This is a genomic window from Streptomyces sp. NPDC003697 (assembly GCF_053587115.1).
In genome coordinates, this window is sequence record NZ_JBSFNN010000108.1 from 1 (window position 1) to 18601 (window position 18601).

Sequence of the window (18601 nt, forward strand, 5' to 3'; positions counted from 1 at the left end):
GCCCGACGTCCTGGCCCTGTCCGAGGAGGAGGTGGGCGACCTGCTCGGCGTCGCGGCGACGCGGCTTGCGGCCGCCGGCGTGGCCGTGCACTGGCCCCGGGACCTGGCGCAGGACCTGACCGCCGCCGCCGTGGTGCGTCCCGCGCCGGGCTCCGCCACCGACGGCGACGGCTTCCTGGAGAGCGGGGCACTGCTGCAGTTCCGCTGGCAGCTGGCCCTCGGCGGGGACCCGCTCACCGAGGCCGAGATGGACGCGCTCGCCGAGGCCCACCGCCCGGTCGTCAGGCTCCGGGACAGCTGGGTGCTCGTCGACCCCGCCCTCGTCCGCCGGGCCCGCACACGCGACCTGGGCCTGCTCGACCCGGTCGACGCGCTGTCCGTCGCGCTCACCGGCAGCGCGGAGGTGGACGGCGAGACCGTCGAGGCGGTGCCCGAGGGCGCCCTGGCGGCGCTGCGCGACCGGCTGACGGCCGGGGTGCGGCCCGCCGAGCCGCCACCGGGCCTGCACGCCACCCTGCGCGACTACCAGCTGCGCGGACTGGCCTGGCTCGACCTCATGACGTCCCTCGGCCTCGGCGGCTGCCTCGCCGACGACATGGGCCTCGGCAAGACGATCACCGTCATCGCCCTGCACCTGAAGCGGGCACGCAGCGAACCGACGCTCGTGGTCTGCCCGGCCTCCCTGCTGGGCAACTGGCAGCGGGAGATCACCCGGTTCGCGCCGGGCGTCCCCGTGCGCCGCTTCCACGGCCCCGCCCGCAGCCTCGACGGCCGCGACGGCGGCTTCGTGCTGACCACCTACGGCACCATGCGATCGGCGGCGGCCCTGCTGGCCGGGGAGAGCTGGGGCATGGTCGTCGCCGACGAGGCCCAGCACGTCAAGAACCCGTACTCGGCGACCGCGAAGGCACTGCGCACGATCCCGTCCCCGGCGCGCGTCGCCCTCACCGGCACACCGGTCGAGAACAACCTCTCCGAACTCTGGGCCCTCCTCGACTGGACCACCCCGGGACTGCTCGGCCCCCTGAAGTCCTTCCGCGCCCGGCACGCCCGTGCGGTGGAGAGCGGCGAGGACGAGGAGGCCGTGGAGCGGCTGGCCCGCCTGGTCCGCCCCTTCCTGCTGCGCCGCAGGAAGTCCGACCCGGGCATCGTCCCCGAACTGCCGCCCAAGACGGAGACGGACCACCCGGTCCCGCTCACCCGCGAACAGGCCGCACTCTACGAGGCCGTGGTGCGCGAGTCGCTGATCGCCATCGAAACCGCCGAGGGCATGGCCCGCCGCGGTCTGGTGCTCAAGCTGCTCACCTCGCTGAAGCAGATCTGCGACCACCCAGCGCTGTACCTGAAGGAGCAGTCTCCGCACGGCGGCGACGACCGGCTCGCCGCGCGCTCCGGCAAGCTCGCCCTGCTCGACGAACTGCTCGACACCCTGCTCGCCGAGGACGGTTCGGCCCTCGTCTTCACCCAGTACGTCGGCATGGCCCGCCTGATCACCGCCCACCTCGCCGCCCGCGCCGTCCCGGTGGACCTCCTGCACGGCGGCACGCCCGTGCCGGAGCGCGAGCGCATGGTGGACCGCTTCCAGAGCGGCGCCACGCCCGTGCTGGTGCTGTCGCTGAAGGCGGCCGGCACCGGCCTGAACCTCACCCGCGCGGGCCACGTCGTCCACTTCGACCGCTGGTGGAACCCGGCCGTCGAGGAGCAGGCCACCGACCGCGCCTACCGCATCGGCCAGACCCAGCCGGTCCAGGTCCACCGCCTCATCACCGAGGGCACGGTGGAGGACCGCATCGCCGAGATGCTCGCGGCCAAGCGCGCCCTCGCCGACGCCGTCCTCGGCTCCGGCGAGTCCGCTCTGACGGAACTGACCGACCGCGAACTCTCCGACCTGGTGTCGCTGCGGAGGGAGTCGTGATGGGCGCGGTGGCGCCGGGTGAGCAGCGGGGGGAGCCCGGCGCCGAACAGCCGCAACCCGGGGCGCCGGAGGCGCGGCCCGGCGATGTGGCACGCCGTGCCCTGCAGTCCGCACGGGAGCAGCGGTCGCAGGCCGAGGCGTCGTCCGCGGGCCGCCCGTCCTCCGGCCCGGCGGTCCGGCCGGCCCCCCGGGCGAGCTCCGGCGACGCCGCCGGCTCCGCGCGGGCGCGAGGCCCCCGGCCCGCCGACGCCGCCCGCGCCGCCCTTCGACATGCGACGCAGTCCGCCGATGCTCCGGCGGGGGACGAGGCGGTCCGTTCCGCCTCCTCCACCTCCGGTTCCGAGGAGCCGTCCGTGGGCCCGGCGGACCTGCCGGATGCGCTCGGCACGCCTCCGGCCGACAGGCCCGGCGAGTCGTCCGACAGGCCTGCTCGGGGCCGTGGGCCGTCCGTGGATCCGGCGAACCTCTCCGAGGGGGCCCCCGAGCGGCTGACGGCCGCCCCCGGTCCCTCGTCCACGGACCCGGCCGGCGCTTCCACCAGGCAGCCGACGCGCCCGTCCGACCTGCCGGGCGAGCCGTCCGAGGGCTCGTCCGACCTGCCGGGCGAGCCGTCCGAGGGCCCTGCGGCCTGCGATGCGCCAGGCATACCCCCGGCGGTTGTCGCGGAGGCTTCCTCCGAGAGCGCGGTGAGCGTACCCGGCAAGGGCCGGGCGGCGTCGGTGAACGCCCCAGCAGGTCCCGGTGGCACGCAACGGCCCCGGGAGGGCGCGAGCGCGTCGCTGCCCGATGACGCACCTCCGGCCGGCCGGGAAGACCCCGGTCCCCGGAAGAGCCGCCCGGCCGATGTCGCGCGTGCCGCACTGCGTGCCGCCCGGGCCCGGGCGCGGGCCGAGGAACAGCAGGCGGAGCGGGCCGTGGACGCGACGGCGGCGGAGGCCGGCGGTGACCGTGCGCGTCGACCGGACCGGTCCGCACCGGCAGCCGGACGGCCGCGTGGTGACGCTCCACACCGGGACCGCGGGGCGCGCGCCCGGGACCTGGGGGACATGCTCGCCGATGCCTTCCGCATGCCGTCTTCGGCGGAGGGGCAGGGCAGCGAACCGGCCGAATGCCCTCGGCCGGGTGCTTCCCTCCCCACGTCCGAGCCGCCGGCTCGGCATCGGCAGGGCCGCGCGGACGACGGGACCCGCGCAGCCGTCGATCACGGGCATGCTCGGAGCGGCGGGGCGGGCACCGCCACCGGTGAGGCCTCTGCCGTCACGGGCGCGCCGCCCACCGTCAGCGGCGACGGGTCCGCCGTGATCGGTGCGCCGCCCGCTGTCAGCGGCGACGGGTCCGCCGTGATCGGTGCGCCGCCCGCTGTCAGCGGTGAGGGACCCGCCGTCCCCGGCGACGGGCCTGCCGTCACGGGCACGCCCCCAACCGTCAGCGGAGATGGTTCCGCCGTCATGGGCGCGCGGCCCGCTGTCAGCGGCGATGAGCCAACCGTCCCCGACGAGGGACCGGCCGTCTCCGACGATGGGCCTGCCGCCATCGGCGGGGTGCGCCCGGCCAGGCGCAAGGCCCGTGCCGACGCCGCATCTGCGGACGCCGACGCGGGTGGAGGAAGCGCGTTCGTCGACGTGCCGCGCGCCGTCCTCGACGAGCCGCACGCCGCCGTCATCGGTGACCCACGCCCGGGCTTCGACGAACCGCGCGCCGTCATCGGTGAGCCCCGCCCGCTCTTCGACGGATCACGCGCCGTCTCCGGCGAGTCCGGCCTTGCCGCCAGCACGTCGCAGGCCGAGTCCGGCAGCCCCGTGGGCCCGCCCACGATCGGGTCCCTTCTCGCAGCCCAGGACCCAAACTCTCCGTCCCGTGCCGCCGGCCGGCCGCACGCACACACCGCGCGCCCGTCCGCCGGCGACTCGGGTCCGTCTGGCGGTGACTGGGGTTCGTCCGCCGGTGGCCCGCGTCCGTCTGCCGGTGACTCGCGCCTGTCCGCCGGTGACTCGGGTCCGTCCGCCGGTGACCCGCGCCTGTCCGCCGGTGACTCGGGTCCGTCCGCCGGTGACCCGCGCCAGCCCGTCGGTGACTCGCGCCCGTCCGCCATCGGCCGGCGTCTGCCCCGCACCATGGGCTCCCCGCGCCGTGACGGCGACCTGCGCCGCACCTTCCCGCCGTTCCCGGCCTGGACGCCCGACCGCTCCGGGTTCGCCGAGACCTGGTGGGGGAACGCCTGGATCGCCGCGCTGGAGCGGGGCGCGCTGGACGCCGCGCGACTGGCACGGGGCCGCGGTTACGCGGAACAGGGACTCGTGGACGCCATCACCGTCACCCCCGGCTCCGTCCTGGCGTACGTGCAGGGCAGCCGGCCGCGGCCCTACCGGGTGCAGATCCGGCTGCGGACCCTCGGCGACGCGGACTGGGACCGGCTGCTGGACGCGGCCGCGGAACAGCCCGGGCGCATCGCCGCGCTGCTCGACAAGGAGATGCCGCAGTCCCTCGCCGACTGCGGGGTCCCCCTGCTCCCCGGCCCGGGCGACCTGGAACCGATGTGCAGCTGCCCCGACCGCGGCCACCCCTGCAAGCATGCAGCCGCCCTGTGCTACCAGACCGCGCGTCTGCTGGACGCCGACCCGTTCGTGCTGCTGCTGCTCCGCGGGCGCGGTGAGCGCGAGCTGCTCGACGCCCTGTCCCGTCTGAGCGCCGCCCGCGCGGCACGTGCCGCGCAGGACCGGGAACCGGCGCCCCTGCCGGGTGTACGGGCCAGTGACGTCGTCGCCCGGAGCGGACGCGCGCCGCTCCCGGCCCCCCTGCCGCCGCCCCCGCACCCCGAGCAGCCCCCGGTGTTCCCGGCGGCGCCGGGCGGTCCGGACCCCTTCGCGCTGGACCAGCTCGCGACCGACGCCGCCGCCCGTGCCCACGCCCTGCTGACCACGCGCCGCGACCCGGTCGGCGACCTCACGCTGTGGCAGGACGCCGTCCGCCTAGCCGCGGCCCGGCCCGGCTCCGGGTTGACCGCCGCGACCCGCGCGCTGTACGCCTCCCTCGCCTCCGCCGCCGGGCGCACCCCGGCCGAGCTGGCCCGCGCGGTCGCCGCGTGGCGGCAGGGGAGCCTGGAGGGGCTGGCCGTCCTGGAGGAGTCCTGGGACCCGCCGGCGGGCCGGTTCGACCGGGCCCGCCCGCTCCTCCTCGCCGCCGGCCTGCCGGCCTTCCGGCCCTGGCGCAACCGCCTCACCCACCCCGCCGGCCATGTGCAGCTCCGCCTGGGCCGGGACGGCCTGTGGTACCCGTACGAGTCCGAGCCGGGCCACGACGACTGGTGGCCCCGCGGCACCCCCGACCTCGACCCCGTCGGCGCCCTGACCGGCCTCGGCGCACCGACCTTCCTCTGAGCACGGCAGCGGCCCTCCCCGAGTCCCGGCACCGGCCGTGGACCGAGCCCTTCCCCACGTCCTCGACGGTCCCCGGCCCCCTCGGTGTACCGCCCCCGCAACGCGGCCCGCTCCCTCCCGGGGCAGCCGGAAAGACCCCGCCACAGCGCCCGGCGACCGGCCGACGCCCTTCGCACAGCGCCCCGCGCACCGTCCGACGCCCTGGCGCGCGGCGCCCGGCGACCGCCCGGCGCCCTGTGGGGTGGCGCCCCGCGCACCGCCCGACGCGCTGTCGCGCGGAAACGCTGGGATCATCAGCCGTAGAGCGCTGCCTATCGCCTGACACACAGTGGTGGTGAGCGTCGTGGCCACACCCGACGAGAGCAGTCCCTGCCCAGGGAGTCCGCCCGTGGACCCCCTGGGTGACCCGTTCCTGCGTACCCGGTTCGCCCTTCCCCTGCGCCCGGCCACGTTCGTGCGCCGGGAGCGCCTGGTCGCCCACCTCGACCAGGGGCTCGACACACCGCTGACGATGATCAACGGTGCGGCCGGTGCCGGCAAGACGCTGCTGGCGGCCGGCTGGGCCCACGACCTGGGGCGGCCGGTCGCCTGGCTCACCTGTGACGCCGGCGACCGCGCGCCCGGCGTCTTCTGGGCCTACGTGCTGCGCGCCCTGCGCGCCGGCGGAGTGGACCTGGTCGGCAAGGTCGGCAGCCCGGCGGACCCCAGCCGGGTGGACCGGGCCCTGCCGGCCCGGCTGGCGGACGAACTCAGCGGCCAGGACAGCCCAGCCACGCTGGTCCTCGACGAGTTCGACCTCGTGACCACCCCGGAGATCGCCGAACAGCTGGAGTTCGTCCTCCGCCACGCGGGAGCCGGCCTGCGCCTGGTCGTCGTCACCCGCACCGAGCCGCTGCTGCCCCTGCACCGCTACCGGGCCCTCGGCACGATCACGGAGATCCGGAACGCGGAGCTGGCCTTCACCCCCGAGGAGGCGGCCACACTGCTGGACCTGCACGGTCTGCGGCTGAGCCGGGACGGTGCGGGCGCCCTGGTGGACCGCACTCAGGGATGGGCCGCCGGCCTGCGCCTGTGCGCGCTGGCCGCACAGCAGAGCACCGATCCGGACACCTACCTGAAGGAGTTCGAGGCCGGGCACAGCGCCGTCGCCGACTTCCTGCTGGCCGAGGTGCTCCGGCAGCAGTCGGCCGAGACGCAGGACCTGCTGCTGCGTGTGAGCGTGCTGGACAGGTTCTGCCCCGACCTGGCCAACGCGCTGACCGGTCAGCGGCACGCGGAGTCCCGGCTGGCCGAACTCCACCGGGCCAACGCCTTCGTCCAGCACCTCGGCCACCCCTGGTACCGCCTCCACCCGCTGTTCGCGGAGATACTCAGGGCGCATCTGCGCGTCCGCTTCCCCGGTCTGGAGACCGAGCTGCACCGCCGGGCGGCGGCGTGGCTCAGGCGCCGCGGGCCGCTGTCCGAGACGCTCGCCCACGGTGCCGCGGCGGGGGAGTGGGAGTTCACCGCCCGAGCCCTCGTCGACGACCTGGCCGTAGGACAGCTCTTCACCGGCCTGCGCTGCGACGACCTGGGGCGGCTGTTCTCACGCATGGCACCGGCCGCCGCCGGCCCCGAGGCGGACCTCGTCCGCGCGGCACGCGCGCTGGCCGGCCGGGACCTCGACCGAGGCCTGGCCCATCTGGAGCGCGTCGAGCGGGAACTGGGTCCACGGGCGTCCGCGGCGGCCCGGCTGAACCAGGCCCTGCTGGAGACCCTCGCGGCCCGGCTGACCGGTGCCCCCGACCGCGCCGAGCGGGCCGTGGAGCAGGCGGAGCGGGTGCAGCGGGACGTGCCGGCCGAAGTGCTGGAGAGGCATCCCGAGTTCACCGCCCTGCTGCGGGCCCATCTGGGCTCCGCCCGCCTGTGGGCCGGGCACTTCGAGGACGCGCGGAGCGCCCTGTGGGCGGCCGCCGCGAGCCCCGGCGGTGCGTCGACGGCCCTGCCCCGTGAGGAGTCCCTGGGTCACCTCGCGCTCATCGACTACCTGACCGGCTGGCCGGGCCGCGCCGAGCGCAAGGCGCTGACGGCGATCGAGGACGCGGAACGCTTCGGGGTGCCGCCGTCTTCCGGCTCGGGCGTCGGACAGCTCGTGCTGGCCGCCGTGGCCGTCGACCGCGACCAACTCGACACGGCTCAGGCCCTCCTCGACCAGGCGACGGCCGCCGAGCGCGGAACGCCGGACCCGGTGGCCGCGGCCGCACGGATCGTCGCCGGCGGCCGACTGCTGCTGGCCCGCGGCGACCCGGCGGCCGCCCTGCACCTCGCGCGGTCGGCGGTCACCGCCGCCGTGGCCTCACCGTGGGCCGACGACCAGGCGGCCCTCGTGGCCTCGGCCGCCCATCTGACCGCAGGCCGTCCGGAGACGGCCGCGCAGGTGCTGCGACGGGCGGCGGGCCACCAGTTCGCCTGCGCGGTGGCGGCCGCCCGGGCGCAGCTGGCGGCCGGGAAGCGCGAGGAGGCGCTGGCACTGCTGGACGCCGTTCCGGCGGGGGAGCGCGGCGGCCCGGCGGTGACGGTCCGGGCGATGCTGGTGCGGGCGCAGGCCGCCGACCAGGCGGGGGACGACGCCGCCGCCCGCGGACTGGTGGGCCGGGCCCTGGCGATCGCCCGGCGCGAGCGGCTGCGGCGCCCCTTCGTCGAGGCCGGACCGTGGCTCAGCGGTGTGCTGGACGCGGACCCCGCGCGGGACCCGGCCGGCGACTGGTTCGCTCCGCGCCACCGCCCCGCCGCCGCACCCGGACACGTGTCCCCGCCCGCGCCGCCGGTCGTCGAGCCGCTGAGCGCCCGCGAGCGCGACGTCCTCGAACGCCTCGCGCAGCTGATGTCCACCGAGGAGATCGCCGCGGACCTGTTCGTCTCGGTCAACACGGTCAAGACACATCTGAAGACGGCCTACCGCAAGCTCGCGGTGAACCGCCGCAACGACGCCGTGCGCCGTGCCCGCGAACTCCACCTCATGTGAACCGTCGCGGTGGGCCGGACCCGCGAACGCCCGCCCTACGCGGCCCCGCCCGCCCCGGCCGCAGCGGCCCCCGCGGTGGCGCGGAGGCCGCTCCCGCCCCGGTGACGGTTCGCGGCGGTTGGCCTGAAGGCTCGTCCCGCGCCGGTGACGGTTCGCACCGGTGTGCGGGTGACCCCCTCCGCCCAGCCCGCCGACGTATCGGAAGCCGAGCCCGCCGACGTCCCGGAAGAGGTCCGGATGCCCAGAACCCGCACCCCCGAGGCCCGGACCCGCCTCGCCGAGCGCCGGGCGCACACGAACTACACCGGCGGCGTCTACGGATCGCTGCTCGCCGCCTCCGTCGTGGCGGGCACCGGTGCGCTCGGGGAGTTCCCGCGCGCGGAGCTGGTCGTGCTGCTCCTGCTGACCGGGGTGGTGTTCTGGCTCGCGCACGTGCACGCCCACCTGTTCGGCGCGCGGATGGCGCAACAGGCCCTCGACCGCCGGGCGGTGCTGCACGTGTGCCGTGACGAGTGGCCGATCGTCGAGGCCGCCGTGCCCCCGGCCGTCGCCGTGGCCGTCAGCCCGCTGCTGGGCCTGGACCTGGAGGGCACGGTCTGGCTGGCGCTCGCCGTTGCCGTGGCCGGACAGGTGGGCTGGTCGGCGGCCGCGGCGCGCCGTGCGGGGGCCTCCTGGGCCCTGATGGCCGTCGCCGCGTCGGTCAACCTGGTGATCGGACTCCTGATCATCGTGCTGAAGCTGGCACTGACGCACTGACGCACTGACGCACTGACGCACTGACGCGGCGCCCCGCACCGCCGCGGCGTGGTACGTCCCCCGGCGACCCGGCGACCCGGCGACCCGGCGACCCGGCGACCCGGCGACCCGGCGACCCGGCGACCCGGCGACCCAGCGCGTCCGCTCCCGCGCCCGCAGCACCCGCCGGGCCTCGGCGGTGACGCCCCGGCACGGGCCGTGCCGCCCCCGTGCCTCACCTCCGCGGGGTGAGGCCCGGGGGCGGCCGCCCGGCGGAGGATCGCGGGAGAAGGGCGCGGAACGCCCCCAAGGCCACCCGCGGGAGAGCAGCTCATGCGCTACGAGATCCGCGTCGACGGACACATCTCCGAGACGCTGGCACAGGCTTTCCCGGAGCTGGACCACGTGGTCATGTCCGGTGAGACGATCCTGTTCGGCCCGGTGGTGGACGAGGCCCATCTGTACGGACTCCTCGCCCGCTGCCAGTCCCTGGGGCTGCGGGTGCTGGAGATGCGCCGCCTGCCGGAGTGACCCGGAGCCGCCCGGCGGCACGCCCGCCGCAGGGCGGGCCGACCCCGAGCCCACCGCCCACCTACCCGGGCGGCTCCCGCCCCCGCTGCCGCAGACCGGTCTGCACGGCGGCCGCCAGCACCCGGGCGGCGACACCCACGAGCAGCAGGCCGCCCGTCATCTGCAGCATCGTCATCACCCGCGCCAGCTGCGTGTGGGCGGTGATGTCCCCGTACCCCACGGTGGCGAAGGTGCTGAGCGCGAAGTACAGGGCGTCCGTCCTGGTCAGCGGCTCCGAGAAGGATCCCGGGGACTCGAGTTCCAGCAGGTAGTAGGCGCTCGCGAAGAGCAGCAGGAACATCGGCAGCGTCGCGGCGAGGGTCTCGGCGGCCCGGAGCCGGGGGCGGGGCGAGCGGGCGATGACCCTGATCTCCCGGATGAACACGAGAAGCACCGCCAGCATCCCGAACGCGACGATCGCCGAGGCGGTCGCCTGCCGGGTCTGGTCCATGGGCAGTAGGTAGTAGGCGGTCACGAAGCCGGCGGTCGTGAACACGGTCCGCACCAGGGACACGGCGGTCGCCCGCCGGCTGGGACGCGGGGGACCGTTCTGACCGCGCGGGCGCGGTGCGTCGGCGTCCGCCGCACCGGTGCCTGGAAGATCGCTCATCTCGTGCTGTGTCGTTCCCGGTCCCGTGGGCCGTGGCGCGGATCCCGGCCCCGCCTCACCCCTGCGGCGGCGCGGACAATCACCCGTCACGGGTGACCCGGCGGCCACGGCGGGGCGGCACGGTGGCTGGTGAGGTCCCGCACCGTCCTCTCCCGGGACCGGGAGAGCGCCCGAGGAGGAGTCCATGAGCGAGTCGCGTGGTTCCCCGTCGACCGGGCCGCAGTACCCGACCGGCGGGACGGCCCCCGAAGCGGGCGGCGACCCCGAGACCGTGCTGGCAGAGCTGGGCCAGTCCTGGGCCTGGCTCCTCGGCTCGGCGCTGGCCACGCTGGTGCCGGGCATCCTCGTGCTCGTCTGGCCGGACGAGACCCTGCACGTGCTGGCGGTCATCGTCGGGTTGTACCTGCTGGTGGCCGGCGTGTTCCGGTTCGTCTCCGCGTTCGCCCGCGAGGGACACGGCGAGCGGCTGCCCGCACTGCTGACGGCGGTGCTGTTCGTGCTGGCGGGGGTGCTGTGCCTGCGGAGCCCGCTGCAGACCATCACGGCACTGTCGCTGATCGTCGGGCTGGTGTGGCTCGTGACCGGCATGCTGACCGCCTACACAGCCATCGCCGTCAAGGGCCTGCCGCACCGCGGCTTCGTCTTCCTGGCCGCGGCCCTCGCCGTCGTCGCGGGGATCGTCGTCCTGGTCCTGCCCGCCCAGTCGGCCGTCGCGCTGACCCGGCTGCTCGGCCTGTGGCTGGTTCTGCTCGGTGTCGTGGAAGTCGGCGTGGCGTTCGCCTGGCGGGCAGCGCTCCGGCGTACGTCCGGCGGAGTCCGGCCCGGCTCCTCCGCTCCGGCCTGACGCCGTCCCGCCACTCATGGCAACCGGGACGCGGACCGCCGCGGGAATCCGCCCGCCCGTGGACCCCCGTGAGCCCGCGTGGACCTCCGCGACCGCCGACCGCCGACCGCCGTGGGCACCCGAGCCACACGCGGCCCCCCGCCCGAGCGCCGCAAGCGCCGGCCCGCCGAGCACCGACCGTCCGACCGTCGTGTCCCACCGGCCGCCGCGCCGCACGGACCACGGAACCCGTAGCCGAGGAGACACCCATGGCCGCGACCCCAGCGTCCGTACCGGAGGACTCCGGCGGCCCGGAGTCCGGGCGCCCCCTGTCCGCGGCGGAACGCGAGGAGTACGAGCGGCTGCGCCGGGCCGCCACGGTGCGCCACCGCAGGGCACGGAGTGTCGTTGCCTCGGTCCTGCTGGTGCTCACACTCGTGCTGGCCCCCCTGGCTCTGGTCGCGGCCTGGGTGCACCAGGAGGTCTTCGACACCGACCGGTACGTGGAGACCGTCGCCCCGCTCGCCTCCGACACGGACGTGCAGAACGCGGTGATCAACCGACTGACCACCCGGGTGGTGGACCAGGTCGACGTCCAGGCCATCACCGCGTCGCTCAGCAAGGCGATCGCGGACGCCGGCGCCCCGCCCCGCGTCGCGGACGCCTCCGAGCAACTCGCCGGTCCGCTGCGCAGCGCGGTCACCGACGTGGTGCACCGCATCGTCAGCAAGGTCGTCACCAGCGACGTCTTCGACCAGGCGTGGGTGCAGGCCAACCGGCGCGCGCACGCGGCGGTGGTCAACATGCTCACCGGCAACCGGACCGGCGCCCTGCGCGCCCAGGGCGACACGGTGCAGCTGGACATCGGGGTCGTCATCGACCAGGTCAAGCAGCGCCTCGTCGACGCCGGCTTCAAGAAGGCCTCCGACATCCCGAGCCCGGACCGGACCGTCACCCTGTTCCAGACCGACAAGCTGTCCCGGGCCCAGGACGCGATGCGGCTGCTGAACATCGTGGGCACCTGGCTGCCGGTGCTGACCGTCGTCCTCGCCGTCCTCACGGTCTGGGCCGCCCCGGCCCGCCGGTTCATGCTGCTGGTCGTGGCGACGGGCATCGGCGTGATGATGATCGTGGTTCTCGTCGCCCTGGCTTTCGTGCGGCAGGTCTACCTGAACAGTGTCCCCCCGCAGACCCTGCCCTACGACGCCGCTGCGACGATCTTCGACACCTTCGTCCGCTTCCTGCGCGAGAGCGCGCGGACCCTCCTCGTCGCCGCCGTGATCACGGCCCTGGCCGCCTACCTCTACGGCCCCGGGCGCGCGGCCCGCGTGGTGCGCTCGCTCACGCGCAAGGGCGCCGCGGTCACCGGCCGCGCCCTGAGACGTGCCGGGGTGAACACGGGGTCGGCGGGCCGCTGGCTGGACACCCACCGCTCCTGGACGACCGCGTTCGTCATCGCCGCGGGCGTGCTGACCCTGGTTCTCTGGAACTACCCCACGCCCGCGGTCGTCGCGCTCGTCGTCGGCATCGTCGTCGTGGTGATGTTCCTGCTGGCCGTCCTCGCCGACGCGAGGGGCGACACCACCGCGAGACCCGCCACACCGGGCGAGGTGACGTCGTGACCGGCGCCGCTGGCCGGGGCCCGCCGGGACGTGAGGCCCCAGCCGCGCGCCGGGCCCGCCGGGGCCGAAGGCCTCCGACGCCCCTCCGTCCGCGCGGAAGCCCCGCGCAGGCGCGGGTCAGGCCGGGCCCCCGCACGCGCTCCGCCCGCCGTCCCACGCTCACCCGTCCCGGGTGAGGCCGCCGGCCGCATGCCGTGCGCAAGCTGAGTACGGCGCGCAGGCGCAGCCGGGCCGGGCCCTGGAGGAGAGAGATGGACACGCGGACGGCATGGGGCGCCGCGAGGTCGCCCACGCCCACACGCAGCAGGAGGCGTTCGACTTCTGCATCCGGAGGACGGCGGCAGGCGACAAGAGCGGCAGCAGCGTCGAGGAGCTCGCCGGGCTGTCCGGGATGCGAGCCCGGGGCGACATCACCGACGAGGAGTTCGTCCGGGCCAAGGGGCTGATCCTGACCGGTGGAGTGCCGGCTGGCCGGGCCACCTCCATCACCACCGACCCCGGTCGCTGAGCACGCCGGACGACAAGGAAACGAGGCACGAGATGACCACGACACACACCCCGCGGACGCACACCGCCAAGCAGGAATGGGCCAGTGGGCTGATGATGTTCGGAGCCGTCATGCTGGTGATCGGCGGCGTGCTCGACATCTTCCGGGGCATCATGGGCATCGCCCAGGACGACGTGTTCGTCGCCACGCCCAACTACGTCTTCCAGCTGAACCTCACCGGCTGGGGCTGGTTCCACCTCATCCTCGGGGCGGCCGCCGTGCTGGTCAGCGCCGGGCTGTTCCAGGGACAGATGTGGGCGCGCGTGGCCGGCGTGGTCATCGCCGCGTTCCTCATCATCATCAACTTCCTCTCCCTGCCCTACTACCCGGTGTGGTCCATCGTGGCCATCGCGATCTTCGGGTTCGTCATCTGGGCGCTGTGCGTGGTCGACACGGAGGAATCCGCCACGGCCCGTATGAAGTAGGTGACGGCGCGCCGGGCGGAACGGATCGCCGCCACTGCGGGCACGATCCGCTCCGTCCCGCGTGGCCGGCGGAGCAAGATCCGCGGCCACCCGTGGATCATGGAGCCATGGGACATGCCGTGCCGGAGAAGGCGAAGAGCCCGGCGAAGGCCGGGCTGAACGACGCGTCGGCGAACGGCGGCCGGGCGCCGGCCCGCGGAAGGACGCCTGGACACCCCGGCCCCGGGGCGCTGGACCCGGGCGGCGCCCCGCTGCCGCACCCCGCACTGGCCGACGGGCCCGTCTACCTCGATTACAACGCGACCACCCCCGTCGACCCGCGGGTCGCCGAGGCGATGCTGCCGCATCTGACCGACTTCTTCGGCAACCCCTCCAGCGAACACCCCTACGCCCACACCCCCCGCCGCGCACTGGCCGAGGCCCGTGCCCAGGTGGCCGGCCTGATCGGCGCCGAGCCCGGCGAGATCGTGTTCACCGCCTCCGGATCCGAGGCGGACCTCCTCGCGCTGCGCGGCGCGGCCCTGGCCTCCGGCCGCACACACCCCCACGTGATCACGCAGGCCACGGAGCACGCGGCCGTGCTGGAGACCGCCCGTGCGCTGGAACGGCTGCACGGCGTCCGGGTGACGGTCCTGCCCGTCGACCGGGAGGGCCTCGTGGAGCCGGCCGCTCTGGCCGAGGCCCTCACCGAAAGCACGGTGCTGGTGTCGGTGATGGCGGCGAACAACGAGACCGGCGCGATCCAGCCGGTCGCCGAACTCGCCGCCCTCGCCCACCAGCACGGGGCGCTGTTCCACTGCGACGCCGCGCAGGCGGTGGGGAAGGTCCCCCTCGACGTCCGGGCCCTGGACGTCGATCTGCTGACGGTCGTGGGCCACAAGATGTACGCGCCGAAGGGCGCGGCCGCCCTGTACGTGCGGGACGGCGTGGACCTGGAGCCGGTCGTCCACGGCGGCGGCCAGGAGCGCGGCCTGCGCGCCGGAACCGAGAACGTCGCGCTGGCCGTCGCCCTCGGCACCGCCGCGGACATCGCGTCCGGGGAGCTGGCCGACGGCGCCACGGCCCGCATCGCGGCCCTCCGCGACGACCTCCACCGACGGCTCACCGACGGACTGCCCGGCCGGGTGCGCCTGAACGGTCCGGTGGAGCGGCGCCTGCCGAACACCCTCAACGTCAGCGTCGACGGCGCCCTGGGCCACGAACTGCTCGCGGCGGCCGACCGGATCGCGGCATCGACCGGATCGGCCTGCCACAGCGGCACCCACACCCCCTCGCCCGTACTGAGTGCCATGGGCCTGGACCCGGCCCGTGCGCTCGGCGCGCTGCGGCTGTCGCTCGGCCGCTGGACCACGCCCCAGGACGTCCGGACGTCGGCGACCGCGCTCGTCCGGGCGGCTGCCGCGCGGTGACCGGGCCGCTCCGCCCGCAGCGGCGCGATCGACGACGAGCGGGAACACGGGGGCGTCCGCGCTCACGGCGGGCCTGACGGGCGGTGTGCCGACGCGAGCGCACCCGCGGGCGGGCGGCACAGGGGTGGGCGCTACTCGGTGGCAACGCGCCCTCGGTTCGCCACCGCTTGCGCCCACTGCGTCCGCTGGACCCCGCTGTGTCCGGTTCTCGCCTGTCCGCGGTAAATGCCTGGACCGGGCACCTCCTCTGACGGGAAACTTCCGGCCTCCGAACCTCCGGGAGTGTCATGGGGACAACAGATACGCGAGGGCCGAGGCCGGACCGGAGCGCGGTCGTCCTGGCCCTGCGCCGCTACGGCCGGGAACTGGTGCGGCTGCGACGGCTGGCCCTGCCCGCGCTGCTGCTGCCGGCCGTGGGCAACATCGGCATCCGCTACGTCGCCCCCCTGCTGATCGCCGGACTGGCAGGGCAGGCCGCCGGCGACAGCGGTCTCACCCTCACCTCGGCGCTGCCGTACGTGCTGTACTTCGGCGCGACACTGCTGCTCGCCGAGGGAGTGTGGCGGATCGGGCAGCACTGCCTGAACCGCGTCGACGCCCTCGGCATGGAGCACCTGTACGTCAGCGGGATGGACGAACTCCTCGCGAAGGACGCGGCGTTCTTCCACGACAACTTCGCCGGTTCCCTGACCAAACGGGTGCTCAGCTTCGGCAAGCGCTTCGAGGACTTCGTCGACACGGTGACGTACCGGATCGTGGGCAGCCTCGTCCCCCTGCTGTTCGGGGCCGTGGTGCTGTGGAGCTACGAACCGATGCTCGTCGCCGGCCTGCTGGTGATGATCGTGCTGACCGCGGTGGCCGCGACGCCTCTGATCCGTCGCCGGCAGAGGCTCGTCAACGACCGTGAGGCGGCGGTCGCCCGGGTCTCCGGCCACGTCGCCGACAGCCTCACCAACATGGAGACCATCCGGGCGTTCGCGGCCGAGCGGCGCGAGGCCGAGGAACACCGCAGACGTGTCGCGGACTCCCGGCGCCTGACGCTGAGGTCCTGGGACTACGGCAATCTGCGCGTCGACACCGTGGTCGCCCCCCTGTACGTGCTGACCAACGTGCTGGGGCTGTTGATCGCCATCACCTTCGGCGGCCCGGGCCAGGGAGTCGAGGAGATCGTCGTCGCCTTCACCTACTTCTCCAACGCGACCCAGATCATGTTCGAGTTCAACCAGATCTACCGGCGTCTGGAGAGCTCGATGACCGAGGCCGCGCAGTTCACGGAGCTGCTGCTGGATCCGCCCACCGTGCTCGACCCGGCGGAACCCGAACCGCTCGCACCGCGGGACACCGGCATCCGCTTCGAGGCGGTCACCTTCGCCCACACGGGTGCGCAGCCGATCTTCCAGGGACTCGACCTGGAGGTGCCGGCGGGCGCACGGATCGGACTGGTCGGCAGGTCCGGCGGCGGCAAGACCACGCTCACCCGGCTCCTGCTGCGGATGTCGGACCTCGACGACGGACGCATCCTCATCGGCGGTCAGGACATCAGCCGGCTGCGTCAGAGCGACCTGCGCTCACTGATCGCCTACGTTCCGCAGGAACCCGCCATGTTCCACCGCAGCCTGCGGGACAACATCGCCTTCGCCCGGCCCGGCGCCACCGACGAGGAGATCCGCGCGGCGGCCAAGGCCGCGCACGTCACGGAGTTCGCCGACCGACTCCCCGACGGCTTCGGCACCCTGGTGGGGGAGCGGGGAGTGAAACTCTCGGGCGGCCAGCGCCAGCGCGTCGCCCTCGCCAGGGCCATCCTGCGCGACGCCTCGATCCTGTTGCTCGACGAGGCGACCAGCGCGCTGGACTCGGAGAGCGAACTCCTCGTCCAGGACGCCCTGTGGCGGTTGATGGACGGACGTACGGCCCTCGTGGTCGCCCACCGTCTCAGCACCGTCGCCGGCATGGACCGGCTCGTCGTCCTCGACCGCGGAAGCGTCGTCGAGCAGGGCACCCACGAGGAACTGCTCGCGGCGGACGGCGCCTACGCCAGGCTGTGGCAGCACCAGTCGGGCGGCTTCCTCGGCGAGAGCACCGAGCCGGCCCCCGGATGCCCTGGGCCCGGGCCGCGAGGACTGCCCGCACCGGCCGACCCGGCGCCGGACGGGGGCCACGGGACGTCGCCGCACGCTCGTACGAACACCGGATCCACATGACCCGAGTCGCTCGCGGTCGACGCCTGCCGGGCCGCACCCGGCGCCCACCGCACGGCCCCCGGGCCGCGGCGGGACATCGCGGTCGCCCGGACCCTGACGGCGTTCCACGCGACGCGGCACCCGCGGTGAGGGCAGGACGGTTCCCGGGAAGCGGTGCGGGAACGCCTGCCCGAGCAGCCGACCCGCCGCACGAAGGGCACCCCCCTGGTCGGACATACTTTCCCCATGAGGTCACGCACTTCCCCGATCAGCCGGCCGATCGCGATACGGAGGGCAGCCGCGCGGGACGCCAAACGGCTCACGCGGCTCGTGCGTGGCTCAGGCGCCTACCAGGGCAAGTACGCAGCCGCGGTCGCGGGCTACCGCGTCGGTCCTGATTACATCGAGGCCCACCGCGTCTTCGTGGCCGTCGGCGCCGACCAGCACGGAGGCCGGGTCCTCGGGTTCTACTCGCTCGTCCTCGCTCCACCGGAGCTCGACCTGCTGTTCGTCGCCGACGAAGCGCAGGGACGGGGTATCGGACGACTGCTCGTCACGCATATGCAGTCCGAGGCCCGCGCCGCCGGACTCGACCGTGTCAAGGTCGTGTCGCATCTTCCCGCCGAGGGTTTCTACCACCGCGTCGGTGCGGTGCGGAGCGGGACCGCGCTCGCGAACCCGCCCGCGGTGCCGTGGGACCGTCCCGAATTCGAGTTTCGCATTCCATCGGCATGACGCGGTGTGCCGGTCCGCAGGGCACCGGCTTCGCCTGCGCGGTGGCCGAGGCGTGCAGGAGCCGCCGGACGCCGCGCGCTCCGGCTGTGCCGCCGCCCTGGCTCGGGGATCGCCTGCGCCGGGGCGGCGGTCCTGGTCGCCGCACGCACGGGCCGACTGGTCGTCTGCGACCAGGACGACCAGTGCATCCGCCTGGTGACGCGAACCGACCTCACCGCCGTCCGCGACAGCGGTGCTCACCCGGACCGCTTCCGCCTGCGCGACATCCTCGGCGACCACGGATCGTCCACCTGGCCCGTGACCACGACGGCGAGGCCGAGCACGCGATGCGCTCCCGTCGGCTCCGTGCTCTGCGAGTCGTGAACGAGCAGGGCAGCGCCCCGGGCATGGAGTGCGTTGCCACCCCGGCCCGCTGGGGCGGCTGCTGACTCCCGTGCCCGACCTCGACACCGGCGGGGCCGCGACCGGGACCGGGAGCCCGTGCTGCCGGGCTGTGGGTCAGGCGTCGATGATGACGGGGATGATGAGGGGTTTGCGGCGGTGGGTGCGGAACGCCCAGTTCGCCACGGCGCGGGCGAGGAGCTGTTCGAGTTGGCGCGGGTCCCCGACGCCTTCCTCGGCGGCGGTGGCCAGGGTCTTCTCGATGAGG

At 75.0% G+C, this 18601-nt stretch carries 14 protein-coding genes and 1 pseudogene; 13 read left to right on the plus strand and 2 right to left on the minus strand.

All coding sequences use genetic code 11. The annotated features are described in order from the left end of the window. The 5 genes and pseudogenes from ACWDNY_RS28450 to ACWDNY_RS28470 all read left to right on the plus strand — a co-directional run. A partial coding sequence (locus ACWDNY_RS28450; RefSeq protein ID WP_451648670.1) for a DEAD/DEAH box helicase occupies nt 1-1915 on the plus strand: 1915 nt, incomplete at its 5' end. A gap of 2105 nt (nt 1916-4020) precedes the next feature. After that, nucleotides 4021-5292: pseudogene (locus ACWDNY_RS28455) on the plus strand (SWIM zinc finger family protein); the annotation flags it as partial. A 328-nt stretch (nt 5293-5620) separates the two neighbouring features. Continuing rightward, nucleotides 5621-8296 carry a LuxR C-terminal-related transcriptional regulator gene (locus ACWDNY_RS28460; RefSeq protein ID WP_451648671.1) on the plus strand — a complete coding sequence of 892 codons (2676 nt, stop codon included), beginning with the start codon at nt 5621-5623 and terminating at the stop codon, nt 8294-8296. Between the two features lie 237 nt (nt 8297-8533). Then, the gene (locus ACWDNY_RS28465) at nt 8534-9052 is read left to right on the plus strand and encodes a hypothetical protein (RefSeq protein ID WP_451648672.1); all 519 of its coding nucleotides are present in this window, start codon (nt 8534-8536) and stop codon (nt 9050-9052) included. Between the two features lie 312 nt (nt 9053-9364). Next, the gene (locus ACWDNY_RS28470; RefSeq protein WP_451648673.1) at nt 9365-9562 is read left to right on the plus strand and encodes a hypothetical protein; all 198 of its coding nucleotides are present in this window, start codon (nt 9365-9367) and stop codon (nt 9560-9562) included. Between the two features lie 61 nt (nt 9563-9623). Here the strand turns inward: ACWDNY_RS28470 and ACWDNY_RS28475 are convergent, their stop codons facing one another. Next, nucleotides 9624-10211, minus strand: a complete 588-nt coding sequence (locus ACWDNY_RS28475) for a potassium channel family protein (protein WP_451648674.1) — start codon at nt 10209-10211, stop codon at nt 9624-9626. 184 nt (nt 10212-10395) lie between these two features. Between ACWDNY_RS28475 and ACWDNY_RS28480 the strand changes: the two genes are divergently transcribed. The 8 genes from ACWDNY_RS28480 to ACWDNY_RS28515 all read left to right on the plus strand — a co-directional run bounded on the left by ACWDNY_RS28480 (nt 10396) and on the right by ACWDNY_RS28515 (nt 18315). Beyond that, complete coding sequence (locus tag ACWDNY_RS28480) at nt 10396-11055, plus strand: HdeD family acid-resistance protein (RefSeq protein WP_451648675.1); 660 nt, start codon at nt 10396-10398, stop codon at nt 11053-11055. A gap of 248 nt (nt 11056-11303) precedes the next feature. Beyond that, nucleotides 11304-12656, plus strand: a complete 1353-nt coding sequence (locus ACWDNY_RS28485; RefSeq protein WP_451648676.1) for a hypothetical protein — start codon at nt 11304-11306, stop codon at nt 12654-12656. A 268-nt stretch (nt 12657-12924) separates the two neighbouring features. Next, nucleotides 12925-13164: an SHOCT domain-containing protein gene (locus tag ACWDNY_RS28490; RefSeq protein WP_451648677.1), complete on the plus strand. Its 240-nt coding sequence runs from the start codon at nt 12925-12927 to the stop codon at nt 13162-13164. A gap of 32 nt (nt 13165-13196) precedes the next feature. Further along, nucleotides 13197-13628: a DUF7144 family membrane protein gene (locus tag ACWDNY_RS28495; RefSeq protein WP_451648678.1), complete on the plus strand. Its 432-nt coding sequence runs from the start codon at nt 13197-13199 to the stop codon at nt 13626-13628. A 107-nt stretch (nt 13629-13735) separates the two neighbouring features. Beyond that, nucleotides 13736-15037: a cysteine desulfurase family protein gene (locus tag ACWDNY_RS28500; protein ID WP_451648679.1), complete on the plus strand. Its 1302-nt coding sequence runs from the start codon at nt 13736-13738 to the stop codon at nt 15035-15037. A gap of 287 nt (nt 15038-15324) precedes the next feature. Next, the gene (locus tag ACWDNY_RS28505) at nt 15325-17238 is read left to right on the plus strand and encodes an ABC transporter ATP-binding protein (protein ID WP_451648680.1); all 1914 of its coding nucleotides are present in this window, start codon (nt 15325-15327) and stop codon (nt 17236-17238) included. A 225-nt stretch (nt 17239-17463) separates the two neighbouring features. Then, entirely contained in the window at nt 17464-17952 is a 489-nt protein-coding gene (locus tag ACWDNY_RS28510; RefSeq protein WP_451648681.1) for a GNAT family N-acetyltransferase, read from the plus strand. Nucleotides 17953-18147: 195 nt separating this feature from the next. Beyond that, on the plus strand, nt 18148-18315 hold the full coding sequence (locus tag ACWDNY_RS28515; RefSeq protein ID WP_451648682.1) for a hypothetical protein: 168 nt from the start codon (nt 18148-18150) through the stop codon (nt 18313-18315). A gap of 135 nt (nt 18316-18450) precedes the next feature. Here the strand turns inward: ACWDNY_RS28515 and ACWDNY_RS28520 are convergent. Further along, nucleotides 18451-18601, minus strand: a 151-nt coding sequence (locus ACWDNY_RS28520; RefSeq protein ID WP_451648683.1) for a hypothetical protein, incomplete at its 5' end; no start/stop codon positions are given.

Excerpts from the sequence above, each read along its gene's own strand:
- ACWDNY_RS28500 (WP_451648679.1), top strand. The coding sequence starts at position 13,736 with ATGGGACATGCCGTGCCGGAGAAGGCGAAGAGCCCGGCGAAGGCCGGG.
- ACWDNY_RS28510 (WP_451648681.1), top strand. The coding sequence starts at position 17,464 with ATGAGGTCACGCACTTCCCCGATCAGCCGGCCGATCGCGATACGGAGG.
- ACWDNY_RS28480 (WP_451648675.1), top strand. The coding sequence starts at position 10,396 with ATGAGCGAGTCGCGTGGTTCCCCGTCGACCGGGCCGCAGTACCCGACC.
- ACWDNY_RS28485 (WP_451648676.1), top strand. The coding sequence starts at position 11,304 with ATGGCCGCGACCCCAGCGTCCGTACCGGAGGACTCCGGCGGCCCGGAG.
- ACWDNY_RS28465 (WP_451648672.1), top strand. The coding sequence starts at position 8,534 with ATGCCCAGAACCCGCACCCCCGAGGCCCGGACCCGCCTCGCCGAGCGC.
- ACWDNY_RS28470 (WP_451648673.1), top strand. The coding sequence starts at position 9,365 with ATGCGCTACGAGATCCGCGTCGACGGACACATCTCCGAGACGCTGGCA.
- ACWDNY_RS28505 (WP_451648680.1), top strand. The coding sequence starts at position 15,325 with ATGGGGACAACAGATACGCGAGGGCCGAGGCCGGACCGGAGCGCGGTC.
- ACWDNY_RS28475 (WP_451648674.1), bottom strand. The coding sequence starts at position 10,211 with ATGAGCGATCTTCCAGGCACCGGTGCGGCGGACGCCGACGCACCGCGC.
- ACWDNY_RS28490 (WP_451648677.1), top strand. The coding sequence starts at position 12,925 with ATGGGGCGCCGCGAGGTCGCCCACGCCCACACGCAGCAGGAGGCGTTC.
- ACWDNY_RS28495 (WP_451648678.1), top strand. The coding sequence starts at position 13,197 with ATGACCACGACACACACCCCGCGGACGCACACCGCCAAGCAGGAATGG.